Genomic DNA, 17567 nt, shown 5'->3' with positions numbered 1-17567 from the left:
ATAATAAATATCAAATAAAATACTATTACTATTAATCTAAAACAAACTTTCACTTGCTTATGTCTAATATTATATCACAAAAGGATAAAGAAATGAAATTATTTTTAAAAATTTATTATATATCTAGTTCCCTTTTGAATCATACTGTAAAAATTTAAATAAATTCAGTATTTGTACTATTTTCCATTTAAATATCAAATTCTTTATAAATTTTAAGTTACATACTAATTAGTAAATAATCAATATTCCTTATTTTAAACAAAATATGGTTTATTCATAAAAATATTAATTTTATTTGGTTTTAAAATAACTTATTTTACTAAATATTTAAAAAAAACTATCACATAAACGTGATAGTTTCTTCGATTGCAAATATTCAATTTTTTAAATTTTTAGATTTTTAATGTATAACTTCTCTTATTATAGATTATTGTGACAAGTTAAAGTCATAACCTACACCAAGAGATACTCTTTTATAATTAGCATCATATTTAGATCTTGAACCTAATCGTCCTTCATATTCGTATTCTCCTTGGTTTTCTTTATACATAAGCTCTACATTGAAGTTATTGTAGTTTACTCCTCCACCAACTCCATAGTATAATCCGTTTTTAGCTTTGAATTTTCCTAATCTTCCATAGTCATGGTCTCCACTATTGAATGAATATCCTAAATCACCTTTAACGTAAGGTTTTACAGCAGTTTGTGTATCAAATTTATATTTTGCAGTTCCATAAACTGGAATAGAGTTAAAGTTTTTTTCATTTTGTCCATTAACTTTATCTTTTAAATCTTTATGGAATTGGAATGCTGTCCCTCCACCTACTTCTAATCCAGGAGCTACTTCGTTTCTATATTCAACTCCTACCTCTCCTGAACTATTTTTACTTTTTTGACTCTTAAAATTATCTCCATAGTGGTATTTTCCACCTAAATCTAAAGCTCCTTTAGCTTCAATTTTCCCAGCATCTGCAAAAGAAGCTGCTCCTAAAATTAAAAATAAACCAATTAATGTCTTTTTCATAATTAATCACCTTTCTTTTCTAAAAAATCTCCTTTACAATCTTGTTTCTAAAATTTCTAAATCAAATTGCTATATTTAACAATTGAAGATTATACATCCTCCCCAACTGTCAACAGTATTATACCCCATACAACTTATAAGTTAGTGTATCTATCTTTAGTTTTACCTTTGACAGAACCCTTTGTTTATGCCTATTTTATACATAAAATATACCTTTTAGACATTCTTAATTGTTACAAAAAATTTATTTATTCTTTATATCCATGTGCAAATTTTTTATACTCTAAAGTATAATTTTTTAATCCTTTTCAATAGATTTATCTTGAAACAAACTATAGAATTCTGCTTGATTTACTAATCCATCTTGAGAATATTTTACTCTTTTCTTTTCAACTTTAGAAAAAAATTTTTATTATTAATTATTTCAGTAACTCTTTTTTTGCATTCTTCTTTATTTAATACTACTGTATAGTTTTTTTTGGATTCAGGTTTTTCACAACTTGTTGTAGTTACTGATAATATTATCTGTATTTTATTTTTTTTACATTTCATTTAATCCCATCTATTTCTATATCTTCATTTAATATCTTGTATTTTTCCAATATTTCTATAATAAAACTGTTCGATAACCTTAAAGAATAATATCAAGGTATAATAACTGATAATAAAAATAGTAAATAATGTTGAAAGAATAAAAAAACTCTATCAGAAAATTTTTAGTATAAAAAAAGACCTTTGATAAAATGTTAAAACTTCTAAATGAAGTATATTTTAAGAGGCAGATACCCGCCGAAACTGTCCGTCTTTAGCAGACTTGTAATTATGCTTTCATATTACGGTGACTATAGAATTATCAAAAATATTGACTTTGAATACGATATTGCAAAAAGTACCATCTGTGACTAGAGAACATACTGGCAAAGAGCAAGGAATTTTCCTTATACAATACTTCGGGTAATTTACATTCAATTAGGCACACATTTATAACTAAAATGCGACGTTTAAAAAATGAATCAGCTTCAAAAATAAAAAAAATTGTTGGACATAGGGAAAAAGACATTACAGACGGCGTATATACTCATTGGACTATTAAAGAATTAAGAGATGTCATAAATAAATTAGTCTATTAGAATAGTTGCCAATAAGTTGCCAGTAAGTTGCCAATAAATTTTTAATGTATTGAAATAAATAGAAACAGATTAAGACAGGATAAAACCGCAAAGTACCATAAATAAAAGAAAAAAGTGCAATTCAGCATAAACACTGACTTGCACTATATATCACATTTCTAGCTATTCTAATGGTGCCCAGACGCGGAATCGAACCACGGACACAGGGATTTTCAGTCCCTTGCTCTACCGACTGAGCTATCTGGGCATAATGGCGGGTGAACTGGGATTCGAACCCAGACATCTTGCGATTTCGCCGGTTTTCAAGACCGGTCCCTTAGCCGTTCGGACATCCACCCACAACTTTAATTAGATAATTGAATGTTATAAATTTTCTAAAAAAAATACCATAATTTTAAATCATGGTTCTAAAAAAAATAAATGGTACGGCCTAGGGGGATCGAACCCCTGTTACCGGGATGAAAACCCGAGGTCCTAACCACTAGACGAAGGCCGCACAAGCTTTTCAATGGTGGATCCAGCTGGACTTGAACCAGCGACCGCTCGGTTATGAGCCGAGTGCTCTAACCAGCTGAGCTATGGATCCATATGGCGTGCCTGAAGAGATTCGAACTCCTGGCCCACGGCTTAGAAGGCCGTTGCTCTATCCAACTGAGCTACAGGCACATATGGTTAAATTTAAATGGTGAGCCATACTGGGATCGAACCAGTGACACCTTGATTAAAAGTCAAGTGCTCTACCGACTGAGCTAATGGCTCATATTTTGGAGCGGGAGACGAGGGTCGAACTCGCGACATTCAGCTTGGAAGGCTGACGCTCTACCAACTGAGCTACTCCCGCATAATATGATTATGGTGCCTCGGGCCGGACTTGAACCGGCACGGGATAAATTCCCACAGGATTTTAAGTCCTGTGCGTCTACCGATTTCGCCACCAAGGCATTTATAGATGTTTGTTGTTTTTTCAACTCACAAGTACTCAATTAGTATATCATAATTAATTTTTATTGTCAACACCTTTTTTAAAATTTTTCTTATTTTCTCATTTGGGTTTACCGCATACTCAAATACAACGCTAAAATATATAACAAAAACTAAGGCTTGCCGTTCTTTCTCTTGTTTTTGCAATAAAAGAATGTCTCACACCTAGAAATAATTTTACTGACTAAATATCATATATTTTATAAAAATTAAAAAATATTATTTTTACTGATTTTATAAAACAGCAGATATATAAAATTTACAATTGGATTCTTCTATCTTGCAAGACATTCTCTTGTACTAACTTTTATTAGTTCTCAACATACTCTCTTATAATTTTTTCTGCTTTTTGTGTAATTTCATCATAGCTTCCTTCTGGCGAGAATTTTTCCAGCACTGCTACTTCGATTTTTTTTGGTTTTGGGAACTTCATGTATCTTGAATATGCTTCAAATGCTCCTTTTATTCCAAGACATTGAACATCCACATTTAGTTCCTTTGCAATTATAGCAAATACTTTTTTAAATTGAGCAACTTTTCCATCTTTTGTCCTTGCTCCTTCTGGGAAAATTACGATGCTTTTACCACTTTTTAGATATCCAACTATTTCTTCTACACTTTTTCTAATATTTTTATTAATATCAATTAAAACGACATTTCCATTTGAAACAAGAAGTTTCATTACACCTTTTTTAAAATACCAGTCAATTGCTAAAAACAATGTATTAAAAACAATTTTATTTGGAAAAAGTGATCCTAAAATCAATGGATCTATAAAACTTTGATGGTTTGATACAAAGATTTGTGGATTGTCTGTTAATTTTTTTCTGTCAACTTTTTTTACTCTGAAATATAAGTCAACTATTGGCTGAAATACTTTCAACAGTTTTGTTACCCATCGGTTTTTATCATCTTGTATAGGTTTTGTTTCATTTATAATCTGTTTCCAGTCTACATCACTATCTTCAAATTTTGTTGCTTTTTGATTAATGTACTCTGATAATAGTTTCAGATTTGGCATTTCAGCAAATTTTTCTTCATCTAGCTGAATTCCAAAACTATTTTCTATAAATGCAAAAAATTCTACAATGTCAAGTGAATCCATTCCGATTTCAAGTTCCAAATTTTCTTCGGGCTGTGGTTCAATCCCTTTATTTTTCTTGACATATTCTTTTAAAATCTTATATGCTTCGTCTGTAGGTTCAGGTGTTTTTTCTTTTTTTACGATTTCATTTTTTTCGTATAAATCTGGCAACATAAATCTACGTGTCTTTCCAACACGTGTTTTTGGCAGTTCTTCTTCAAACAGTTTGTAATCAAGTACTTTCTCATAGTTATGTGCCTTTAAATTATAGTCCTCTACAATATTTTTGATGTAGGCTTTTGTATTTGTAATTCCACGTTTTCTAAGCTCTAATAAATCTGGAACAATTATTGCAGCTAACTTGTTCTTGTAATTAAAAATACCAATTTCCTTGATTAATCCATTACTTTGTGCAATTACTCTATTTTCAAGCGTTTCAGGGTCAATATTCTTACCATTTGAAAGGACAATCATTGTATTTTTTCTTCCACGAATTGTAACATATCCTTCTTCGTCAATTGTTGCTAAATCTCCTGTCTTGAACCATCCGTCTTCAGTAATAACTTCTGCCGTCTTATCAGGTTTGTTATAGTAACCTTTCATAACAATTGGTCCTTTAACCCACAATTCTTCATCTACAATTTTTACATCCACATTGCATAATTTTTTTCCAACTGTTCCAATTTTTCTTTCTTTTTTTGAATTTACAGCAATAACTGGTGAGGTCTCTGTAAGTCCATAACCTTCAAGGGCATAAAATCCCAATGTTTCATAAAACTTTGAAATTTCAGGATCCATTTTTGCTCCACCGACAACAATGAAGTCAAGATGTCCACCGAATTTTTTATGGACTTTTGCAAAGACTTTTCTTTTTATCTTCAATGATTTAACATTGCTCATCATTTTGTAAATAAATCGTGTAATAAATTTTGCATCAATTTGCTGCTTTATTCCATCATAAAATAGCTTGAATACTCTCGGAACACCTATTATTGCAGTTACTCTATTTTTTTCAAGCGCATCAAATATTTCCTTGCTTGCAATTTTTTCTACAAATACAATTGAAGTTTGATATTTTAACATCAAAAGTACAGTTGCTGTCAATGGCAGAACATGGTGAAACGGCAATATTGCTAAGATCTGATCTCTATGATCAAATATTCCCTTTTCATAAAGTCCTTCCATTTCAGTATTTAAATTATTAAAAGACAGCATTACACCTTTTGGACTTCCAGTTGTCCCTGAAGTATAAAGCATAGCCGCTGTTTCATCTCCAGTTGGATTTTCAAGCTCAAACTGCATATTTTTTATAACATTCATTTTTTCCTGTTCAACTGTAATTTTATCCACATTTATTACTTTTACAGTATTTTTTGAACTATATTTTTCAACTGCTTCAAAAATAGTTCCTTCTGTTTCATTTGAACAAAAAATTACATTTGGGTGTGAATCTTCCAGTACATATAAAATTTCATCTGAATTACTATTAGCATCAAGGGCTATTCCAGCTGATTTTTTATCCCATACTGCAAAAAAGCTGTAAATCCATTCTGGACGATTTTCCATAACAATCAGCCCAAATTTTTCTTTTTCCAGTTCAACTACATATTCAGAAAAATACTTTATATTATTTATCAAATCAATATAATTAATATGTTTATTGTCAAAGTCAACTAATGCCAGTCGCTCCGTTCTCTCTAAAAACATAATTTGCCTCCTCTTTTTATTGGCATATCCAAAATTCAATTTAGTATACCATAATCATAAATAAAATTCAATTTCACATTACTTTGTATATAAAAAATTTTGTTCCTAAAATATAATTTTGGAAGCCATTTTTACTATAGTTTTATTAACAAATTAAATATTTTTATTGATTATTTTGAAATATACTGTAAAATATAATTATAATAGCGTGAAAAAAATAATTTAAGAAAGGAAAATAAACTATGAAACCAATTTTTGTTATATCTACAACTTATACAAAATCGCTTGAAGAAGTAGGAAAATTTAGACAGGAACATTTTAATTTTATTCAAAAAAATATTGATGCTGGAAAATTTATGGCTGGAGGGAGACAAAATCCACCAACTGGCGGACTTATTTTAGCATATAATGTAACAAAATCAGAACTTGAGGAAATATTAAAAGAAGATCCGTATTACAAGAATAATTTGATAGAAACTCTAATAACTGAATTTACACCTGCACTATTTGATGAAGATTTAAAAAAATTACAAGAAAAATAATTATTAATTTAGATTATCAATCATAGAATTTAAATTATCTAACACCTTAATTAAAAAAAAGAACCTACTCTATAATCAAATAAAATAGAAATAGGTTCTTTATTTTTGTATTTAACTTAAATCAAGAATTTAAAAAATTAATACCATCCTCTTAATTTCATTGCTTTTGAAATTCTTTCGATACTCTTCATATAAGCAGCATTTCTTAAATCTACTTTGTATTCATTCGCTAAGTTCCATACATCTTCAAATGCTGTTGACAATAATGCATCTTCTTTTTGTTGAACTTCTTCAAATGGCCAGTAGTAACTTTGTAAATTTTGTACCCATTCAAAGTATGAAACTACAACTCCACCTGAATTTGCTAGAATGTCAGGAATAACTATAATTCCTTTTTTGAATAAGATTTCATCAGCTTCTGGAGTAGTTGGTCCATTTGCTCCTTCTGTTATTACTTTTGCTTTAATTCTGTCAGCGTTTTCAGAAGTAATTTGATTTTCTAAAGCACATGGTGCTAAAACATCAACTTCCAATTCTAACAATTCAGCATTTGTAATATCTTTTCCGTAACCTTTGTTTGCTGTAATACGTCCATTTTCTTCAAAGTCTTTAATTACAGCTTCCATGTCAATTCCATTCTCATTGTAAATTGCAACATCTGTATTTGAGAATGCTACAATTTTTGCACCATCTTTGTGTGCGTAGTAAGCTGTATAGAACCCAACATTTCCAAATCCTTGTACAGCGTATGTTGCTCCTTTAACATCAATGTTTAATTTTTCTAATGCTTTTTTAGCTGTTAAATGAACTCCGTATCCTGTAGCTTCTGTTCTTGCAAGAGATCCTCCAAATTCTAAAGGTTTTCCTGTGAATACACCTTTTGTTGATTTTCCTGCAACTTCTTCATAAGCGTCAACCATCCATGACATGATTTGTCCATTTGTGTTAACGTCTGGAGCTGGTATGTCAACTTTTTCTCCAATGATTGGTGAAATTGCTTTTGCAAAACCTTTAGAAATTCTTTCTAACTCAGCTTTAGAATATTCTTTAGGGTTAATTGCCATTCCACCTTTTCCCCCACCGTAAGGGATTCCTGCTACTGAACATTTGAATGTCATCCAAGTAGACAGCGCTTTTACTTCATCTTTTGTTACATCTGGATGGAATCTAAGTCCACCTTTGAAAGGCCCTACCGCATTGTTATGTTGAGATCTGTATCCTACAAATGTTTTAACTGTTCCGTCGTCTAGTTTTACTGGGAACGATACTTCTAACACTCTCATAGGATTTTTTAGAATTTCATAAACAGCTGGATCTGCATTCAATTTATCACAAGCTGATTTGATTTGTTTTTGAGCAATCTCAAACGGATTTAATGTTTCTTTTGCCATCGTTTCTACCTCACTTTTCTCTAGTCTATCTCGATTTTTATCCATTAAAAATCTTCTCTACTGTTACATCATACTACAATTTTACACAAAATTGCAAGTATTTTTTGCACAACAAGTGTTATTTTTAACATTTTGAGGTTTTACAATTATATATTTTATCGTACAAAATAAATACTTCAAAAAATTTTATTTTCTATTACTTTTTTTCTGAAAATTCATCCATTCAAATATATTTCCAAATGTTTTCCCATTAACTTTAGCCTTTTCATTCCCACCTTTTCCAGCATTACTTGGCTCAAATCCGAAAGTTTCGGTATCTTTGGAATTTTTTATTTTATCCCTGTTCTGCACACCTTCCACTTGATTATTCAAAAAATATATCCACGAAAAATGTCCAGGAAATCTTGAATCTGGCACATCTGTCCCAATTACATTTTCATAATACGAATACCATGCATTATCCGCTCCAGCCTTTAATAAATCTCTATACGTTGGAAGTGAGAATTTTTTCGGTGTAACAATCGCATCATCTGCTGCGGCAATAAACCACACTGGCGTTTTTTTCATCTTTTGAATTTTTTCATTCGTTACCCATAGTTTTTTAGTTTCTACAAATCTTGAGACTGCACTGTTTTTTACGCCTGCCAAAACTTTAATATTGTTTGTTTTATAAGTTCCATCGCTATTTCTCACATATTCGTGATAAGCATACGCCTCGCAAATCGGTACTGCCGCTGCAAAATAGTCTGGATAAGTGATTATCATATTTACAGTCATGTATCCACCATTTGAATCTCCAGCAAGGTAAATTCTGCCTGCATCGACATACGGATTATGCTTTACATATTCCTTGATTGTATCGATCAAAATTTGAGTGTATCTCGAATTTCCACTTCCATTTCCATTAGTCCCATCGCCTTCATCCATCCAGTAAGTTGGCGACTGTACAGCCAGAACAAATGCTCCTTTTGTATCAGTTCCTCCTGCAGTAAAATATTTCTGAATTTCCTCTTTCGCAAATGCCGAAGTTTCTGTACCCAGAATATCAATATCAGGATCTGTTCCACCTTCCCCTTGTCCGTGAAGCCAAATGATTAAAGGCTTTTTTGCTCCCAATTTAAAATTTTCAGGCTCATAAGCCGCCATTTCCAGTTTTAGATTTTCTATTTTTTTAGTAATTGGGTTTTTATAATCTCCACTAAATGAACTTCTATAATTAAACAATTCTGTATCAGTCGAAACTCTATTATTAATTACATCCTCTTTTTTACTGACCAAATAATCTTTTCCATTAACTGTAATTTTCCCATTGATTTCCACAACATATCCTTTTACCCATTCATTAAAAAATTTCTCTGTATTGTATTCAAACGGTGTTCCTTCGTACTTCAATGTATCTGGACTAAACTTATTTTCTAATTCAAGTGTAACAATCCCAGTATCAAAGGCTTTCTCTCCTTTCTTATCCGAAACATACACATTCATTACTTTTCGCTCAAATCCATTTGTTTTTATTTTCCAATCATTTTTATCAAGATTCGTAATTCTATAATCAGCCATTTCAAAAATAACTTTGCTCACAGCAGGCCCGCTCTCAAAACCTTGTACAAAAATGTTAATTTTCTTTATCCCGTCATAATTGGATAAATCCACAGTTTTTTCACTCACTTTCACATTTCGAATTTTTTTCCTGCTAACTCTCTTTCTATTACCACGTGTCGCCCCATTTCCAATTACTCCAGCAATTAGCATAATAAATAAAATTATTACTAGATCTTTTTTCATAAACAGCCACTCTCCTTATTTTTGGTATTTTTCAAAAAAAGCAGGAGTTAAAGACTCCCGCTAAAATTTTGTTATTTATCAAGTTTTACCATTGTATATGTTAATGCAAATCCTGCTCCAATTGAAATTGCTACCATTAAAATATAAAGTGGCAAGCTATTTAAGAATAATAACATTCCTGGTACAATTGTTACAGCCATTCCTGTTGCTTTAAGTTTAAATACTGAAGCAAAGAAACCTCCTATTGCTCCACCAATAAGCCCCATAACAAAAGGTTTACCTTTACCTTTTACTAGATTTACTCCGTAAATTGCTGGCTCAGTAATTCCCAATGCTGCTGATAAAGCTGAAGGGAATGCTAATGCTTTTAATTTAAGATCCTTTGTTTTTAATCCTACTGCTAAAGTTGCTCCTAATTGTCCTGACATTGCTGCTGTAATTAATGGATTAAAAGCATTTAATTTTTCTCCAGTAATTGGATCTGGAGTATTTAAAAGTTGTGATTCTAAGAAATTAAATATGTGGTGAACTCCTGTTACAACTATTATTTGATGAACTCCACCAATAACAATTCCCGCTATTCCAAATGGTAATCCTAAAATCCATCTAGTTACACCCAATATAATAGTTTCTACTGAATGGAATACTGGACCAATTACAAATAGTCCCAACACACTCATTACTACAAATACTAAAAACGGCGTTACTAATAAATCTAGTACATCTGGTACAATTTTTCTTAATCTTTGTTCTAATTTTGCACCAATCAAACCTACAAATAATGCAGGCAATACTGAACCTTGATATCCAACTACTGGTAAAAAACCAAAGAATGTTAATGGTTTTGCTCCACCAGCAGCTACTACGTAAGCATTCGGTAATTCACCACTAATTAACATTGCTCCTAAAACAATTCCTAATACTGGCGAGCCACCAAAGACTTTAAATGAAGACCATGCAACTAATACTGGTAAAATAACAAATGCTGTATCCGTCAATATTCTAGTATATAACAAGAAATTTTCGTTTATTCCTTTTGGTGTTGCTCCAAATAATTTTAAAAAATCTGGGTTAGTTATTACATTACGAAGTCCCATTAATAATCCTGTTGCTACCAATACTGGTATAATTGGAACAAAAATATCTCCAAATGTTCTTGAAATTCTTTGAATAACATTACCTTGTTTAGCTGCTTCTTTTTTCATATCGGATACTGAAGATTCACTTACTCCTCCAAGTCCTTGAACAGCTTCATAAACTTTATTTACAGTCCCTGTTCCAAAGATTATTTGAAACTGTCCTGAATTAAACATTGTTCCTTTTACTTTTTCAATATTATCTACCTTGTCCTTGTCAATTTTATCCTTGTCAACTACCATAATTCTAAGTCTTGTTGCACAATGTGCAAATGAACTTATATTTTCTTTTCCTCCAATAGCTTCTATCACTTCTTTAGCTATCTCTTCATAACTTTTTGCCATTTTCATCTCCTTTACAATTTTTTAACAATAACATTAATTATACCTTATTTTTTTTAAAAGTCAATACTATTTTAGAAAAAAGCTATAAATTTGCTTAAATTACAATAATATATTAATATTATTCTAAAAATAAGATTAAAAAATATAAAATCATTAATTATTACAAATCATATATCAAGAGAAACATTTTAATAATTTTGATGTTTTAGAATTAAATTTATAAAAAGTTTTATTTCTAAAATTTTTTATTGAAAAAAGACTGCCTTGTAAAAGCAACCAAAAAAATTAATTTATGATATAAAAATCGTCTTTTGGCAATTTACCTCCAACAGATTTTGGATTAGCTTTATATAGTATTTTTAAGTATTCTGTCATTTTTTCCTTCATTTCGTTTCCTGCAATAAATGTGATATTCGCTCTTGGGATGGCTCTTTTTGCGACAGGTTCAGGAACGATTCCATATTTTCCAGTCAGTTTTGCAGCTTCATTAGGATTGGCACTTAGAAATTGTATTGATTCCTGATATTCTTTTAAGAAGTTTTTTACTGCTTCAGGATTTTTTTCTGCAAATTCTTTTCTTACAATAACTACTCCTGAAATTTGGGATTTTGGCAGAGTTCCTTTTACTTTGTCCCATTCATCGCCCATAGAAATAAGTACCTTTAATTTGGGATTTTTAACTTGCGCTGATGACAGGAAAGGTTCAGGCAGCATTGCGATAGCATCTTTCTCACTTGCTAAAACTGCAGCAACTTCTGTAGCTTCAGACTTAAATTCTATTTTCACATCTTTTCCTGGCTCTAGTCCATTTCCTTTTAGTACATAATTTAAGACAATTTCAGAAGTTGCTCCTTTTCCAAAGGTATATATTGTTTTTCCCTTCAAATCTTGAATAGATTTTACAGTATCATTGTTTCCGACTATATAATTAATGCCTAATGCCAGTATGGAGGCAATTTTTACATCTCCATTAGTTTTGTTGTACATAACAGAAGCCAGGTTTGATGGTATAGTGATTATGTCATAATCTTTTTTTGCAACTATTGCAACAACTTCATCTACTGAATTTATAATAGAAGTTTCATATTTGTTTGAAGTTTTTCCTGCTTCATTGTCTGCAAATAATTTTACCATGCTTACAGCTGGAGGCCCTTTTAAGGCTTTTACCTTGATTTTCCCCTGTTCAGCCTTTTCTTTGACTTCATTCTCCTTTTTGTTTCCACATCCAATAAGAATAATCAACATTAAAATTGAAATTAAAATCACTAAAAGTCGTTTTTTCATTTCTACCACCTCTAAATATAAATTTTATGTTATTTTAGGATAACGCACAATCCTTTTAACAAACTAATTAAATTTTTCCAAATTTACAATCGTACTGTCAAGCTGTCTCGCCTCTTCTATATCGTGAGTGACTATAATAACAGTCTTTCCTCTGATTTTTTCCTTTAGATATCTAATGACATTTTTTTTGGTTGTCTCATCCAGCCCCTTAAGCGGCTCGTCAAATATTATAATATCAGATTTTGCCATTATGCATCTTATAATTGCCACACGTCTTTTCATTCCTCCGCTAAGAGTTTTTACAGGTTTGTTTTGGCTTTCTTTTAATCCTATTTTTTCAAGTTCGGCAGATATTTCCCTGATAGAAGTTTCTTTTCCACAAACTATCGAAATGTTTGTAATCGCTGATAGATTTTCACATAATCTATCCTCCTGAAAAACGGTGCTAATTTTTTGGTTTTCAAGTCCTGTGATTTTACCTTCGTCGTACTTTTCCAGCCCCATCAGTATTCTAATAAGAGTCGTCTTTCCAAATCCTGATTTCCCCATAAGAGCCGTTACTTTTCCTACTTCTATTTCCAAAGAAAAATTTTTAAAAATTTTCTTTTTTCCATATTTCTTAGTAAGATTATTTATATTAATATTCATAGGTATCTCCCATTATTTTTGCTATACAGTACCTGATAATGTACAAAAATATTTTTTCGCTAATATATCCCAAAATTATTATAACGATTGTCCACGAAAACAAATTTTCAGTATTCAGATAAATCTTTGATTCATAAAGGCTTTCTCCAATCGAACCTTTCGGCAGCCCAATAACTTCAGCCGCAATTCCAGCTTTCCATGCAAGTCCCAGAGCAGATGTTCCAGCCGATTCAAAGTAAGGCATAACTTGCGAAACATAAATATACACAATCTTTTTTAAAATTGTAATGCGAAATATTTTAGCCATTTCCAATAAATTTTTATCCACTTCCTGCAGTCCTTTCAAGACATTTGTATATATTATGGGAAACGCCATAAATATTGAAATTATAATAGACAGTCTTTCGGGCTGGAACCAGACAAGAAAAAGTATAATCAGAGATGCTACCGTAACTGACTTTATAACAGTTATTAAAGGATTTAACAGAATTTTTACTATTTCATATCGATATGACAACACAGCAAGCACAGTTCCAAGCAGTATAGCCAGTAAAAATCCTGACGATATTTTCGTAAAGGAATAGAGCACAGTTTTCCAAAAATCCGCTTCTTTTATATATTCCTCAATTTTTCGTAAAACTTCCAAAGGAGAAGAAAGTATAAGTTCCTGATTAATTATCCTTGAAGTCACAAACCACACAATAAGCCAAAATATTACTGCAAATATCTGTGTAAGACTAAAAAGCCTGATCTTATTTTTTGTCATACAGCACACCTCTCAATTTTTAATTATTTATTTAAAACTATTCAAAATCAAACTTTAGAATAGAATTATTATAATTTTTAAGTTTAACTTTAAAATAATATTAGTATATTTTAACACTATTTATTTTGATTTTCAAGTATTTTTATTATAAAACTATTTTAGGAAATGTTTATGTACAAATAGAGATAGATGAAAAATTAGTAAAAATCAGATATTATCAAACATCAAGAATAATTTTTTCTCTTAAATAAATAAAAAACTGCACCTCCAATCTTATATTCAAGATGCAGTAATCCTCAATTATAAAGAATTTACTTATTGCCAGATTAACTTTTAAACTTACTAGTCCATTTCAAATTCAATGTAGACAGTTTTTGAAATATTTAATTTTTTTGGAGAAATTACGATATTTCTTCTTGTAGACTCGTCAATTAGTTCTCTATCACTTTTTCTTAATTGCACTACATTTGTTGCGTAATTTGCTTTGTTATAGTAATTATAGTTGTAATCGTAGTAAGGCTGGATAACTTCGTTTGATTTATCCGTTATTGTTACAGGATTTTTTAAGTTTAAATCTGTTTTTCCAAGAATAACTTGTGCTTTTTTCAAGGCTTCTTTATAAGCATTTTCGTAAAGTTCATTTTCTAATTGCTGTTTATTGTCAATGTCGTATTTAATTTGTCCAGTTGCCCCGATTCCCAATGCACTTGCTACATTTATGATATTTCCTAGATTTTTCAAATCTCTTGTTTCAACTTCTATTTGGTGTGAAACAACTTGAATATTTTTTTTGTTGTTTGTGTTTTTTTCAAGGCTCACTTCTTTGTTGTCGTATCCTGCGATTTTTACTGTGCTTGCTGAAATTCCAACTCTATTTAATTTTTGCTGAATGTCGTTAAATTTTGACATTGCATTTTGGTAAGCCTGCTTGCTTGTTGCATTTTGAGATTCGATAGTGAAAATATATGTGCCGTTTTTGCTTCTGTTTAGAGAATAAACTTTTTCATTTGCAAGTACATTCATAAAGTTTTTTAATGTGTCAAGTGAGATTTTGTCAACTTCTACTGAAAGTTTTGTCTGATATTCCTTTTTTCCTTTATTTTCAACAACTGTGTCCCAGTTATATGTTTCATAAGTGGAATACTCTGTTGAATTAATCTTGTTATATTTTGTGCCAGTTTGAGCAAGCAATCTTTTGTATCTTTCCAGAATTTGTGCATTTTCCGCACTCGCCTTATCCAAACTTTCATTCTCAGTCTGAATCGTAAGATCAATTTTTGCCGAATTTGGTGCAATTTCCTTCTTTGAAACCCCTCTAACCTGTATTCTTTTTCCAGCAACTTCACCATCTGCAAATGATAATACTGAAAAAATTGTCATAAGTAACGCTATTATTCTTTTCATTTTAAAAATCCTTTCTTTCTCAATTTCAAATTATTTTCTTATTTCATTTCATACATAACTGAAATATTTTGTGTTAATTTTAGTGGTTTTGGAGTGTAATCAACTCCGACTCTCCCTGCTGTTCTCGATTTTCGCATATCAGCACTATTTGAATATTCTTCCATCGCAATCGGTGCCGCTGCCGCTTCATACTTCACTTCCCAGTCTTGATCAATCCTGTCAATCATCTTTTGCTGAAATTCCACATCTTCACTCACGATAATCGGTGTTCCCAATTTCATTTTACTAGAACGCAAAATGCTTTCTGCCTTCTGTTTTGTCTGATTATATGCATCTTTATACATTTCTGACTCAATTCTGTCTTTGTCTGACAAGTCAAAGTTAATTGAGCCATTTATATTTATTCCATTATTATCAGCAATTGAAATTATTGTATTAAGCTCCTTTATATTTTTTGTCGTAAGCACAAACTCGTTTGTAACATAGTAGACATCTTTTCTTGAATTTTTGTTATCTGTTGTATAATTTTCTTTTATCGTATAATCACTTAAAATAATATCACTTTCAGGGATTCCAGCCGAAATCAGTTTTCTTCTTGAAGTATTAAGTTTGTTAAACACTTTATTTAAGGCTTGATCAACCGTTGTTCCGTTTTCATTTATGTTAAATGCAAATGTATTTTCATCAAAATTTTTCTGAATGCTTTGCAAATTATCCCCGTCTTCCAAGTCAATCAATGCTGAAATCTTGTTAAAATCAGTATTTTTTACCAGCATTGACATATTTACATCATAAGAAGTTGGCTTTTTATCAGTCTTTTTGACAGTCTTATTTGGAACAGTTTTCACATCCAGAATATCCTCATCATTCTGATATTCGCTCCCTTTCCTGTTATAAAATGCCTTTGTTTCCAAATTTTCAAGCGATATTTTCCTAGCTCTCAATTCACTTTTAAACTTCTCAATTTTTTTATTAACCTCATTAGTCGTCTGACTCAAGTTACTCCCCTTTTCCTCAATCTTAAAGTTAATCTTTGCCAAATCAGGCATAACTTCCCTTTCTGCATTCCCAGTAACACTTATCTTTCTCACAATATTCTCATTCGCACTAAACGAAAGAATACTCATAAGTGAAAAAAGTGCAATTGCTATCTTTTTCATATTTCCCTCCATAATTTTTATTTATTATTTTTTAAAAATTCTTATATTTTGTATAAGTATAACATACATATATTAAAATTAAATGAGGGTTTTTATTTTTATTTCAAAATAAAATTAATCAAAAGAATTAAAAATTTTTGTCCTTAATACCGTTTCTATTTTATAATGAGATTTAGTATTAGATTATTTTATTTAATATTAGTTTTTTTCTTTTTCTTTTCGTAGGATTGCTCATTGCCGCAAATCCTACAACCTATGGCTAGACTCCGACTTTTATTTGCCCAACTCCGAAACTCCTCCTTTCAGTCGTCAAACAGTCGTAGTTGGGCAAATAAAAGCTCCGTCGGTTTATTAAAACAAAAAAATTATATTTTAATTATTTTGAAATATTAGGTTTTTATCCTTTGTTGGAAAAGTTTGTAATAAATTCGTTATTTAAATGGAGTTTAGTATTAAAGTACAAATCTCAAATAAAATATCTACTATGTTTTAAAAAAATTGCAATTCGTTTTTTATCAAAATATTTTAAATTACATTGTAATTTAGATATAATTTTATTTTTTATTGAATTTTCCTCAGAAATAGAAAAAGCAATTTGTATTCCAACTTAAAATATTGTATAATAAAAATATAAAAAGAACACAAATAGTTAATACATAAAACAGAATAAATATTTGACATAGATATTTAAAACAGAAGGAGATGATATGAAATGTTTAAGAAAATTTTACTTATGATTATACTTACTGTGGCAATTATAGGATGCAGTGCACGTGATATTGCCCTATGGAAAGAAGCGGAACAGGAAAGAAGAGAAGAAGGTAGAAGATGTTTTAAGGATTCTAGTGGATATTATTACTGCAAGGATAGATACGGAAACAGAGTCTATTAGATACATGTGACATGGAAAAGATAAGATGGATGAAAATGGTTTAAAAGCTATGAAATATATACAGAGAGGCAGGGGTTTCCTATACAGGGGAATGTACTCCTGTCTTTTTTTGAGTAAATATTCTTTTCTATTCTGTCTGATACTATTTCCCATTTAAATAACAAATTTATTACAAACTTTTCTAATTAATAAAGTATATAAACCTAATTTTTTCAAGTAATTTTAAGATATAATTTTCACCTTTTAAATAGATTCTAGTATGAATTAATTTGTCGGAGCATTTTTCTG

The 17567-nt window shown here is 30.5% G+C and carries 13 protein-coding genes and 8 tRNA genes; 2 read left to right on the top strand and 19 right to left on the bottom strand.

Annotation, left to right across the window (positions count from 1 at the left end):
• Window positions 1-427: 427 nt before the first annotated feature.
• The 11 genes from AB8B23_RS01275 to AB8B23_RS01225 all read right to left on the bottom strand — a co-directional run bounded on the left by AB8B23_RS01275 (window position 428) and on the right by AB8B23_RS01225 (window position 5926).
• A complete protein-coding gene (locus AB8B23_RS01275; protein ID WP_021744471.1) occupies window positions 428-1024 on the bottom strand; it encodes an outer membrane beta-barrel protein in 597 nt (198 codons plus the stop codon).
• A 375-nt stretch (window positions 1025-1399) separates the two neighbouring features.
• Complete coding sequence (locus AB8B23_RS01270) at window positions 1400-1576, bottom strand: hypothetical protein (protein ID WP_369713083.1); 177 nt, start codon at window positions 1574-1576, stop codon at window positions 1400-1402.
• A 749-nt stretch (window positions 1577-2325) separates the two neighbouring features.
• Window positions 2326-2401, bottom strand: a tRNA-Phe gene (locus AB8B23_RS01265).
• Window positions 2402-2405: 4 nt separating this feature from the next.
• Window positions 2406-2492, bottom strand: a tRNA-Ser gene (locus AB8B23_RS01260).
• 83 nt (window positions 2493-2575) lie between these two features.
• Window positions 2576-2650: transfer RNA gene (locus AB8B23_RS01255), tRNA-Glu, on the bottom strand.
• A 13-nt stretch (window positions 2651-2663) separates the two neighbouring features.
• Window positions 2664-2740 (bottom strand) — tRNA-Ile (locus AB8B23_RS01250).
• A gap of 3 nt (window positions 2741-2743) precedes the next feature.
• A tRNA-Arg gene (locus AB8B23_RS01245) sits at window positions 2744-2820 on the bottom strand.
• Window positions 2821-2837: 17 nt separating this feature from the next.
• Window positions 2838-2913 (bottom strand) — tRNA-Lys (locus AB8B23_RS01240).
• Between the two features lie 6 nt (window positions 2914-2919).
• Window positions 2920-2995: transfer RNA gene (locus AB8B23_RS01235), tRNA-Gly, on the bottom strand.
• 12 nt (window positions 2996-3007) lie between these two features.
• Window positions 3008-3095: transfer RNA gene (locus tag AB8B23_RS01230), tRNA-Leu, on the bottom strand.
• 350 nt (window positions 3096-3445) lie between these two features.
• Window positions 3446-5926 (bottom strand): AMP-binding protein, encoded by a 2481-nt coding sequence (locus AB8B23_RS01225; RefSeq protein ID WP_369713082.1) that lies wholly within the window; start codon window positions 5924-5926, stop codon window positions 3446-3448.
• A 242-nt stretch (window positions 5927-6168) separates the two neighbouring features.
• On the opposite strand from AB8B23_RS01225, the gene AB8B23_RS01220 reads away from it, so the two are divergent.
• Entirely contained in the window at window positions 6169-6468 is a 300-nt protein-coding gene (locus AB8B23_RS01220; RefSeq protein WP_369713081.1) for a YciI family protein, read from the top strand.
• A 137-nt stretch (window positions 6469-6605) separates the two neighbouring features.
• Here the strand turns inward: AB8B23_RS01220 and AB8B23_RS01215 are convergent, their stop codons facing one another.
• The 8 genes from AB8B23_RS01215 to AB8B23_RS01180 form a co-directional block, all read right to left on the bottom strand.
• Complete coding sequence (locus AB8B23_RS01215) at window positions 6606-7859, bottom strand: Glu/Leu/Phe/Val family dehydrogenase (RefSeq protein WP_369713885.1); 1254 nt, start codon at window positions 7857-7859, stop codon at window positions 6606-6608.
• A gap of 186 nt (window positions 7860-8045) precedes the next feature.
• Entirely contained in the window at window positions 8046-9644 is a 1599-nt protein-coding gene (locus AB8B23_RS01210) for an alpha/beta hydrolase-fold protein (protein ID WP_369713080.1), read from the bottom strand.
• A gap of 71 nt (window positions 9645-9715) precedes the next feature.
• Window positions 9716-11125, bottom strand: a complete 1410-nt coding sequence (locus AB8B23_RS01205; protein WP_369713079.1) for a sucrose-specific PTS transporter subunit IIBC — start codon at window positions 11123-11125, stop codon at window positions 9716-9718.
• Window positions 11126-11410: 285 nt separating this feature from the next.
• The gene (locus tag AB8B23_RS01200) at window positions 11411-12409 is read right to left on the bottom strand and encodes an ABC transporter substrate-binding protein (protein ID WP_369713078.1); all 999 of its coding nucleotides are present in this window, start codon (window positions 12407-12409) and stop codon (window positions 11411-11413) included.
• A gap of 63 nt (window positions 12410-12472) precedes the next feature.
• Window positions 12473-13057 (bottom strand): ATP-binding cassette domain-containing protein, encoded by a 585-nt coding sequence (locus tag AB8B23_RS01195; protein ID WP_369713077.1) that lies wholly within the window; start codon window positions 13055-13057, stop codon window positions 12473-12475.
• Window positions 13047-13823 carry an ABC transporter permease gene (locus tag AB8B23_RS01190; protein ID WP_369713076.1) on the bottom strand — a complete coding sequence of 259 codons (777 nt, stop codon included), beginning with the start codon at window positions 13821-13823 and terminating at the stop codon, window positions 13047-13049. Before AB8B23_RS01190 ends, AB8B23_RS01195 begins: the two co-directional genes overlap by 11 nt.
• Window positions 13824-14165: 342 nt before the next feature.
• Complete coding sequence (locus AB8B23_RS01185; RefSeq protein WP_369713075.1) at window positions 14166-15227, bottom strand: SIMPL domain-containing protein; 1062 nt, start codon at window positions 15225-15227, stop codon at window positions 14166-14168.
• Window positions 15228-15265: 38 nt separating this feature from the next.
• Entirely contained in the window at window positions 15266-16387 is a 1122-nt protein-coding gene (locus AB8B23_RS01180) for an SIMPL domain-containing protein (RefSeq protein ID WP_369713074.1), read from the bottom strand.
• A 712-nt stretch (window positions 16388-17099) separates the two neighbouring features.
• Between AB8B23_RS01180 and AB8B23_RS01175 the strand changes: the two genes are divergently transcribed.
• Window positions 17100-17279 (top strand): hypothetical protein, encoded by a 180-nt coding sequence (locus AB8B23_RS01175; protein WP_369713073.1) that lies wholly within the window; start codon window positions 17100-17102, stop codon window positions 17277-17279.
• Window positions 17280-17567: the final 288 nt, after the last annotated feature.

This window comes from Leptotrichia sp. HSP-342 (assembly GCF_041199995.1).
Taxonomy (GTDB): Bacteria; Fusobacteriota; Fusobacteriia; order Fusobacteriales; family Leptotrichiaceae; genus Leptotrichia; species Leptotrichia mesophila.
The sequence above is the reverse complement of the archived record's forward strand: the minus strand, read 5'-3'. Positions and strand labels throughout refer to the sequence as shown.

Coding starts and splice junctions, on each gene's coding strand:
- AB8B23_RS01275 (WP_021744471.1), bottom strand. CDS start 1,024: ATGAAAAAGACATTAATTGGTTTATTTTTAATTTTAGGAGCAGCTTCT.
- AB8B23_RS01270 (WP_369713083.1), bottom strand. CDS start 1,576: ATGAAATGTAAAAAAAATAAAATACAGATAATATTATCAGTAACTACA.
- AB8B23_RS01225 (WP_369713082.1), bottom strand. CDS start 5,926: ATGTTTTTAGAGAGAACGGAGCGACTGGCATTAGTTGACTTTGACAAT.
- AB8B23_RS01220 (WP_369713081.1), top strand. CDS start 6,169: ATGAAACCAATTTTTGTTATATCTACAACTTATACAAAATCGCTTGAA.
- AB8B23_RS01215 (WP_369713885.1), bottom strand. CDS start 7,859: ATGGCAAAAGAAACATTAAATCCGTTTGAGATTGCTCAAAAACAAATC.
- AB8B23_RS01210 (WP_369713080.1), bottom strand. CDS start 9,644: ATGAAAAAAGATCTAGTAATAATTTTATTTATTATGCTAATTGCTGGA.
- AB8B23_RS01205 (WP_369713079.1), bottom strand. CDS start 11,125: ATGGCAAAAAGTTATGAAGAGATAGCTAAAGAAGTGATAGAAGCTATT.
- AB8B23_RS01200 (WP_369713078.1), bottom strand. CDS start 12,409: ATGAAAAAACGACTTTTAGTGATTTTAATTTCAATTTTAATGTTGATT.
- AB8B23_RS01195 (WP_369713077.1), bottom strand. CDS start 13,057: ATGAATATTAATATAAATAATCTTACTAAGAAATATGGAAAAAAGAAA.
- AB8B23_RS01190 (WP_369713076.1), bottom strand. CDS start 13,823: ATGACAAAAAATAAGATCAGGCTTTTTAGTCTTACACAGATATTTGCA.
- AB8B23_RS01185 (WP_369713075.1), bottom strand. CDS start 15,227: ATGAAAAGAATAATAGCGTTACTTATGACAATTTTTTCAGTATTATCA.
- AB8B23_RS01180 (WP_369713074.1), bottom strand. CDS start 16,387: ATGAAAAAGATAGCAATTGCACTTTTTTCACTTATGAGTATTCTTTCG.
- AB8B23_RS01175 (WP_369713073.1), top strand. CDS start 17,100: ATGTTTAAGAAAATTTTACTTATGATTATACTTACTGTGGCAATTATA.